Origin of the sequence: Methylocaldum sp. (genome assembly GCF_035627495.1) — a bacterium.
Classification (GTDB): Bacteria; Pseudomonadota; Gammaproteobacteria; order Methylococcales; family Methylococcaceae; genus Methylocaldum.
On record NZ_DASPLO010000089.1, the window covers coordinates 1 to 7,846 of the forward strand.

Consider the following 7,846-nt stretch of genomic DNA (forward strand, 5'->3'; position numbering starts at 1 on the left):
GGCAAAAGCAAAATGGCTGCCCTCGGCGCCGCCATGCGAAAACTCGTCCACCTCTGCTTCGGTGTACTCAAAACTCGAAAACCTTATCAAGTCAACTACGCAATTTCTTCTTGACTGGAAAGACGGTATCTACGCGGGCTGCAGACAGATATTTCTTCGAAGATTGCGGCGTTACCTAAGACGGCTGCCAGAAGAACAAAAAGAAGAAAGAACCACCTCATGCTCTTGACTTCATGCCGGCCGGGGTATTCACCTCGGACGAAACCGTTTGCACGTGGCGGATAGTAACGTGAGGGACGGGGTAACAAACCCTGTCCCTCTCGGCAGTCGCCTGGCCAATCTCAGCTTCTTCCGCTACTGAGCAGCACTCGAAACAAGCTCCTCCTCAACGGGCTCAACGATCTCTCCAGCCGGATTCTGCTCGATCTGCGCGACCACTTCGCTGGAGGCGAACATCAGGCCGTTGCGGTAGTAATGGCAGGCGCCGGCGAAATCGTTTTGGCGATGCAGCAGATCGCCCAAGAGTTGATAAGCTTCCACGCTGGTTTCCACCTCAAGGCTTTTCTCCAGGTAGTCTCTGGCTTTATTCCATTGCTTGTTGCGTATGGCGAGCTTTCCCAGCACTCGGAACAGCACGGCGTCTTTCGGATGCGGCCCGAGCCAGGTTTCCGCGTTGCGGAGCTGCTTTTCCCGGTCGGATAACTGGATGCAACCATAGAGAACCAACAGGGTCTCGTCCCACTCTTCGCCCAGGGCGCGTCGAAGCTCTTCTTCGACCTCCTCGCCGGCTCCGGCCTCGATCATGGCGGCGAAATAGAGGGTTTGAATTCCCGTGGACGCACGAATGTGCCCCGGCATGGTCGCCCAAATCTCCCTTAACTCGGTTACATCGCCGGTTTCGGATCTTTGCTTGAGCAGGGCGCTATAAGTCTCCGTCTCCAGCAGTTTGATCTCCGCTTCCATGAGCACTTTGTTTTTGTGTAAAGCCGGGAGCAGGCGATGCAGTCCTTCCCAGTCTTCCATTTGGGCATAGGCTTGATGGGTGAGCCTTAAGACCGTGGCGTGGCTGGGGGCGATCTTGTTCAACTGGGTCAGGGATTCCAGCGCTGCCTCGAACTGTTTGTTGGACAACTGCAATTCGGCGCGGGTCAGGCCGACGGCGAGTTCGGCCTCGGGCATGGTTTCATGGGCCAGCTTCAGGTATTCGTCCCGCTGTTCGACGGCGCCCCGGGAGTGCGCGGCCCGTGCCGCCGTCAAATAGTTGATGAGAGGCGCGCCACTGTCGGCGGCATGGCGGATCAGATTCCGCTCCGCCTTCTCCCAATTGCCTTCGGCCGATTCGATAAGACCGGTGATCAGCGCGTCCTGAGAGCGCTTGCTGCGCAGTTCGCCGCCGCGTTTCTTGAGGATCTTGGGTAGGCTCATAGCCTGCAAGATGACACGGATCAAAAAGTAGAACAGGACAAAAGCGACGACCAAGGCGATCGCCATCACGAACAGCGAGGATTCCATTACCCACCGGTCGTAGCCGATGATCACATAACCCGCATCGCCGGCGGTCAATTGGCGGTGGACGAAAAAGCCCACCCCGGCGGCGATCGAGAGAGCGATCAGCACATAGATGACGGCTTTTTTCACGGCTGTGCTCCCGCCGGTTGCGCCTCGCCCGATGGCTCACCGGATTGAGTCTTTGCGGATTCCTCCCTATTGGGCTTAATTCCTGCCTCGTCGGCTTCCAGCCGCAGCTTCTCGATATTCCGCAAAAGGGTTAACGATTTGCTGATATCCGGGAAAGGTATGCGAATCGGCTGTTCGGCCAGTGCGCTGATTTCCGTGGCGACTTCCTGGGTCTTGTCCGAACCGGGATCGAAATGCTCCGTCAGCCACTCTTGAGCGGAGGCCAAATTAGCCTTGTACATACCTTCGTCGCCCCGCAGGAGCGCGGCTCGGGCGGTTTCCAGTTTAAGCAGCAGAACTTGGCGCAACGCCTCCGCCTGTTCCGGGTGGAGAATTGCATCCACCGGCCGATCCGTGCGGCGTATCGTGACCAAATCCTTGAAATTGTCCAAAGCGGAATCGAGCGGCCCTTCACCCTCGCCTTCCGAAGTAGGTGCGGCTGCCTCAGGTTTGGCGGGCTGTCCAGTGGATTTGCCCGCATGGGGAAGAAACAAAGGAATGTCCTTGACCTTGCCTTCAAGGATCAGCAGCTTGGAGGAAAGTCCTACGACATCCGGGGCATTGAGCCGCCGCAGGGTGTCGATTTCCTCGGCCAAGGCTTCCCGGACCTTGAATACCGCAGGATCGCCGCTGTCGTGCAGGCGCTGGTCCGCGGCTTCCATTGCGGCAAGCACGGCTTTCACGTCGCCGATCAGATGAAGTTTCTGGTTGGCGATGCTTAGAAGGTACTCGGCGTCGGCGACCAGCAAGTCGCCGTGGGTCTTGTTAAGCTGCCGTTGGATCTGTTGAACGGATTCGCCCAGTTCTGTCCGGGTCAGATTCAGCCTCTCGTTGATCTGGGCCGATTGTTCGCCGATCTGGCGCTCGAATTTCGAGTCTTCCGTCGTCACCTGGGATTGCAGCGTGGCGAACTGGGAGTGCAAGGTGGCCATCTCGGACTGCAGTGCGTTCAACTGCCTCGTGACTTCCAGGATCTGCTGGTCTTTGCTGTTGAGTTGGCCGCCCAGACCCTCCTGCTTGGAGCGCAATTCCTGGAGGATGAACCAACCTCCGGCTGTAAGAATCAGCACGCTCAACAATATCGTATAGCCGACCCACGCCATGTTGCGGGATTTCTTGGGTCGTACGGCAGATGTTTTCTCAGCCTCGGTTTCCGCTCCGTTGGCGGATTGACCGGTGGCCGACATCAATTCTTTATCCTCGTCAACCAATGCTGTATCCCCGTAGTATTGACTTTAATATCTTTTGTTGAAGAACAGACCCGAACCAGCGGCTGTCATTGCTGATTAGCTTGCTGGTTCCGAACCGATCTCTTCGTTTCGATAAGACGTATTATCGTTTCCGCTAGAGCTTGATCACCGGCTTGCTCCGTACTCACGACGTAGCGCCAACCTTGCTCGCGGGCCAGTTTTTCGACGCGTGAGCCGATCACCACGAGCGGGGTGCGCTCGGCAAATTCAAGCTTGGCGTCACCCAAGAGTTGCGTCAGATTAGTCAAGGCCTCTCCGCTGGTGATGGTCACAACGTCGATACGGCCTTGGCGCCAAAGGTCGATCCAGTGGGCGGTGTCCGTCTCGGGAAGAATTCTTCGGTAAACTTCCGCGTAAGCGACTTTTGCGCCGCGTGACCTAAGCACTTCCGCGAGATGTTCCCGTCCGCCTTCGCCCCGGACGATCAATATAGACTTGTCCGTCACATCAGCCATTTCCGGCGATGCCAAAAGCGACTCGCTATTAAACTGCGGTTTGGGTATCAGGTCTACCCGAATCCCCGCTTTGATCAACTCTTCCGCCGTGGCTTGGCCGATCGCCGCGATTCGCGTCCGCCGTGGCGGATCGTATGGCCGTCCGTGTATCGCCAGGGCGAACCGGACGGCATTTGTACTGGCGAATATCAGCCAATCCCACTGATCCGGCCGGGACAAGAGCTCCGCCGCCGCCGTGGAATCGTCTACGGCGACGATTTCCAATAGCGGCAGTCTCATTGCACGGCCGCCGGCGGCTTCGATTAGAGCGCAGAGACCATCGGCTTGTTCCCGGGGCCGGGTGACTAATACGCCTACGCCGGCCAGGGGAGCGTTCGTCGGGTTTGCCATAGCTTAGGCATAAAGCGCGCTCAAGATGCGATCAGCCCCGCGCGCCAATAAATCTTCCGCCAAGGTGATACCTAAGGTCCGTGGATCGTTGCGAGATCCCTCGATTTCGCCGCGAACGAGAGTCTGGCCGTCAGGCGTGCCGACCACGCCTCGCAGTCTCAGACGCTCCCCGGACAATTCCGCATGCCCGGCAATGGGAACCTGGCAGCCGCCGTTCAGGCGCTCGTTGAGCGCTCGTTCCGCCATGACGCAGATCGCCGTTTCTTCATGATGCAATACGCTTAGACATCCGTTCAGCCAAATATCATCCCGGCGGCATTCGATGCCGATGGCGCCTTGGCCGACTGCGGGGAGACTGATATTGGTGGTAAGTATTTCGGTGATGCGATGGCTCAAACCGAGCCGTTTCAAGCCCGCCGCGGCAAGGATGATGGCGTCGTATTGGCCGGCGTCGAGCTTGCTCACGCGGGTGTCGACGTTGCCCCGAAGGTTGATCATCTCGCATTCGGGAAAGCGGGCTTTGATCTGGCATTGCCGACGGAGGCTGGATGTTCCCACCTTCGCCAGGGGCGGCAGCGCGTCGAAGGACGGATAACGGAGGGAAACGAAGGCGTCGCGGGGATCTTCGCGCTGGAGAATCGCGGCCAGGTGTAAGCCTTCTGGCAATTCCGCGGGGACGTCCTTCATCGAGTGAACGGCCAGATCGGCGGTTCCTTCGAGCAGTCCTTCCTCCAGTTCCTTTACGAACAGGCCTTTGCCGCCAACCTTAGCCAGCGGTGCGTCGAGCACCTTGTCGCCGCTGGTGACCATTTTCACCAACTCGACCTCGATGTCGGAGCATGCAGCCCTCAGGCGCGCGGCGACGTGTTCGGCCTGCCATAAGGCCAGGGCGCTTTTGCGGGTGGCGATGCGTATACGTTGTGGCATCAGTATCAACCGAGCGTAAATTAGGCCATTGTACCAAATCAGTCGCCCTCACCAATCATAGCGAGTTGTTTGAACTGGGCTCTCACGGCGGACAGGTGCCGACGGCTGATTTCCAATGTCTCGGGTATGCCCCGCAGGCGAAGCGCCATGCCGCCAAGGGATAATTTTTTCAGTGCGACGACATGCTCGATCGCCACCAAGGCATTGCGGTGGACCCGAATGAAGCTCTCCCCGAACTCTTCTTCCAGGGATTTCAACGGGTCGTCGATGAGCATTTCGCCGGCGGGGGTCCGGACCGTCGTATATTTCTGCTCGGCGCGGAAATAAAGCACCGTATCGATCGGAATCAATCGAAGTTCGCCATGGCTATGGATGCATAGATGGCTTCGGGTCGATTGTCCGGCGGGCAGGGCGGCTTCGAGTTTTTTCCAGGTAGCCTCGGTGAATCTCTCCGCCTTTTGCAAAGCGCCGGCCAGGCGGTCCTTCCGTACCGGTTTGAGGAGATAATCGACCGCGCTGACCTCGAAGGCTTCCAGAGCGTACTCGTTATAAGCCGTCGTGAAAACCACGGCCGGCGGCTGCTCCAGCCGGGCCAGTTCGCGCGCGGCCGCGATGCCGTCGATACGCGGCATGCGGATATCCAGCAGAACGGCATCGGGCTGGGTTTGGGCGGCGAGCCTCAAGGCTTGCTCGCCGTCGGCCGCTTCCCCGACAACAGTCAGCGTCGAATCGATCTCGCCGAGCAAATCCCGCAAGCGGTTTCGAGCCGGAGCCTCATCATCGACGATCAAGATTTTCATGGCTCTTTGGAAGGTAAGGAAGGACGATTCGGACTTGGTAATAATTGTCGGCCACGCTCGTGAGCAACTGGGCCTCCCCCGGAAAGCAGGCTTCGAGACGTGCGCGGAGATTGGCCAGAGCCTGCCGCGTGCCCTGGCGCGAGCGCCGCGCGTCCGCTTCCGGCAGGGTGTTTCTCACCGTCAGTACGAGATGCTGCTTTGTCAGTTGCCCGCCGATATCCACTTTACCGCCGCCCTGAGACGGCTCGATGCCGTGATAAATCGCATTTTCCACCAGAGGCTGGATGCTCAGGGGAGGAATCAGTGCGTCCTGAGGGGCTTCCTTCAGATGCCAGCTAATGTGCAGACGTTCGCCGAGCCGCTGTTTTTCGATATTGAGGTATTGTCCGGTCAAGGCTACCTCGTCCGCCAGAGTCACCAATTTGGCTTCTTTCCTCAAAACCGCGCGGAACAGTTCCGCCAAATCCAGCAGAAGTTCTTCCGCCATTTTTGGATCGTTCCGGGTCAGGCTGGCGATGGTGTTGAGGCTGTTGAACAGAAAATGCGGACGCATCCGCGCCTGCAACGCATCCAGCCGGGCTTCTCCCTCCGCCTTGATTTGCAGACGCCATCGGGATTGGATGTACAGGTAGCGCAGCCATGCCGCCGTAATCAGACCGCTGGCGCCGAGAATTTTCAAATAGTAGACGGGGCCGGTGGAAGCGACGTTTCCCGGATTCGGTAGGCCTTCGCGGGCAATCCAGGCGATTAGAAGCGTCGCGGCCTGTATGACCGAAAAGGTCACCACTCCGCTCCATAGCGCGTCGAGCCGAACGAGCCGCGAGCGTACGCCGCAAAGAACGACCCCGCTGGTCAGCGCGATCCAGACGATGAATAGCGAGCGCAAGCCCAAGTCGGACCAGAAGCCGTAATCGGACGAAGAATCGGCAAGCGTCAGAACGAAGGCCAACAACTCGGCCGAAACGACTAGCATCAAGGCGGTCGAGAGGCTGCAAAAATCGGGAAGGAAGGATTCAGCGGCTCGGCCGGTTCCACCCACGGTATCGCGGGAGTTCGGCGATGCTTCCCCCGGTCTGGAACCGTCCGACGGCAATTTAGACCTGGGCTGCTCAGTTTTCCGCCGCTGCATCAACGCTTTCAATTAATCAGTCATCCGGTGGATGTTCAAGAAGTCGGGCAATGGAGTTTGTTGCTCCATAAGAGTTTAGAGGTCTTGTGGAGAGCTTGCTGGGGTATGAAATCGGGATTTGTTTGATAAGTGGCTCAAATCGGCCAAATTAGAGACTGTCAGGCTGATCCCAATGTCCGTCCGGTGTTCGGCCAAAGTTGCCGGGTGTTGACGATTTCTAATTTTCCCGAATGACCAGTTTTGGGATTGTGCTCAGCCTTGATCTGGAGCCGGACCCGTTCTTGCGAGGGATACCGACGCCATTGGGATCAATGTTCGCCGCGACGGACTGAAGCCGGGGCGCCAGTTCAGGACGGCGGGCCACGACGGGGCAAGGTCATAGCCCGCGGCGCGTCAGGGCGACAGTGATGGAGAACCGACCGGCAGGAAGTAGCCGTCGATCGTGACAGTGAACGCGCCGCCCTCCTGGTCGGTAATCTCCGCTAGCGCGATGACCGGCATTCCGGGCGTCGGATACAGGCGAACCTGCTGGCTGGCTACAAACACCTGGCCGCCGAGGAACGGCCTGGGCCCGGAGACGGCTGCGGCGTGCAAAGGCACGGTACCACCGTCGTCGGTGACCTGGCGCAGGTCCATCGATGTGACGTCCTGCGATGTTGCGAGGGTGACCGTAATCGAGAATGTCTCGATCACCATGCGCTTGCCCTTGGGTGCCACCAGCTCATTCGAGGTGCAATGGCCGAAGGGACATCGGCCAGAATCGACAAAGTGAAACGGCTCGCGCGCCTGCCGTTCGTCCGCGCACACCGCACTGGAAACGGTGAGCAGGCAGGTAAAGAGCGTCGCGTATAAGTGATGAAGCTTGCACATGGTCACCTCCTGGAAACTGCGCCCTGCCCCGGATGCGCCCGGTGCGAAGCGTTGCAAGAACGCTAACGATAGGAAATCCAATGGGCCGAATCGCCCACTTCAGCCCGAATGATGCGCTTGGGGTGGAACGTCGTCAATCGTATGGGTTGTAATCCTCGGCTGATTTACTTGTACGAATTGGATGACACGACCGACAAGTAGTCGGACACCTAGTGTCCTGTCCCATTAATTCGCTGACATAATCGTTGAAGTTTGGCCAGGATGGAATCCGCCGTGGCGGTCCAGACGAAGGGTCGGCAGGACTGGTTGTAATGGGAGATGAAGTGGTCGATCTTGTTGACCAGATCC

Annotated in this window: 7 protein-coding genes and 2 pseudogenes; 1 reads left to right on the plus strand and 8 read right to left on the minus strand. The window is 58.4% G+C overall.

Annotated features, from left to right (window positions below; all coding sequences use genetic code 11):
- A pseudogene (locus VEB01_RS07635) lies at nucleotides 1–114 on the plus strand (IS110 family transposase); the annotation flags it as partial.
- Between the two features lie 240 nt (nucleotides 115–354).
- On the opposite strand, the gene VEB01_RS07640 reads toward VEB01_RS07635, so the two are convergent.
- The 8 genes and pseudogenes from VEB01_RS07640 to VEB01_RS07675 all read right to left on the minus strand — a co-directional run.
- Entirely contained in the window at nucleotides 355–1,638 is a 1,284-nt protein-coding gene (locus VEB01_RS07640; protein ID WP_324874254.1) for a heme biosynthesis HemY N-terminal domain-containing protein, read from the minus strand.
- On the minus strand, nucleotides 1,635–2,864 hold the full coding sequence (locus VEB01_RS07645) for a uroporphyrinogen-III C-methyltransferase (protein WP_324874255.1): 1,230 nt from the start codon (nucleotides 2,862–2,864) through the stop codon (nucleotides 1,635–1,637). The genes VEB01_RS07640 and VEB01_RS07645 overlap by 4 nt, the downstream gene beginning before the upstream one ends.
- 89 nt (nucleotides 2,865–2,953) lie before the next feature.
- Nucleotides 2,954–3,772, minus strand: coding sequence for a uroporphyrinogen-III synthase (locus tag VEB01_RS07650; protein WP_324874257.1), 819 nt, complete (start codon nucleotides 3,770–3,772; stop codon nucleotides 2,954–2,956).
- A gap of 3 nt (nucleotides 3,773–3,775) precedes the next feature.
- On the minus strand, nucleotides 3,776–4,699 hold the full coding sequence (gene hemC / locus VEB01_RS07655) for a hydroxymethylbilane synthase (protein WP_349255737.1): 924 nt from the start codon (nucleotides 4,697–4,699) through the stop codon (nucleotides 3,776–3,778).
- Nucleotides 4,700–4,737: 38 nt separating this feature from the next.
- Nucleotides 4,738–5,499: a LytR/AlgR family response regulator transcription factor gene (locus VEB01_RS07660; RefSeq protein ID WP_324874259.1), complete on the minus strand. Its 762-nt coding sequence runs from the start codon at nucleotides 5,497–5,499 to the stop codon at nucleotides 4,738–4,740.
- On the minus strand, nucleotides 5,477–6,628 hold the full coding sequence (locus VEB01_RS07665; protein ID WP_324874260.1) for a sensor histidine kinase: 1,152 nt from the start codon (nucleotides 6,626–6,628) through the stop codon (nucleotides 5,477–5,479). Before VEB01_RS07665 ends, VEB01_RS07660 begins: the two co-directional genes overlap by 23 nt.
- Before the next feature lie 393 nt (nucleotides 6,629–7,021).
- The gene (locus tag VEB01_RS07670) at nucleotides 7,022–7,498 is read right to left on the minus strand and encodes a hypothetical protein (protein WP_324874262.1); all 477 of its coding nucleotides are present in this window, start codon (nucleotides 7,496–7,498) and stop codon (nucleotides 7,022–7,024) included.
- 209 nt (nucleotides 7,499–7,707) lie between these two features.
- Nucleotides 7,708–7,846: pseudogene (locus tag VEB01_RS07675) on the minus strand (IS630 family transposase); the annotation flags it as partial.

What these genes read in the sequence shown, in the direction of transcription:
- VEB01_RS07665 (WP_324874260.1), bottom strand. Translation starts at nt 6,628, where the DNA reads ATGCAGCGGCGGAAAACTGAGCAGCCCAGGTCTAAATTGCCGTCGGAC.
- hemC (WP_349255737.1), bottom strand. Translation starts at nt 4,699, where the DNA reads ATGCCACAACGTATACGCATCGCCACCCGCAAAAGCGCCCTGGCCTTA.
- VEB01_RS07660 (WP_324874259.1), bottom strand. Translation starts at nt 5,499, where the DNA reads ATGAAAATCTTGATCGTCGATGATGAGGCTCCGGCTCGAAACCGCTTG.
- VEB01_RS07670 (WP_324874262.1), bottom strand. Translation starts at nt 7,498, where the DNA reads ATGTGCAAGCTTCATCACTTATACGCGACGCTCTTTACCTGCCTGCTC.
- VEB01_RS07650 (WP_324874257.1), bottom strand. Translation starts at nt 3,772, where the DNA reads ATGGCAAACCCGACGAACGCTCCCCTGGCCGGCGTAGGCGTATTAGTC.
- VEB01_RS07645 (WP_324874255.1), bottom strand. Translation starts at nt 2,864, where the DNA reads ATGTCGGCCACCGGTCAATCCGCCAACGGAGCGGAAACCGAGGCTGAG.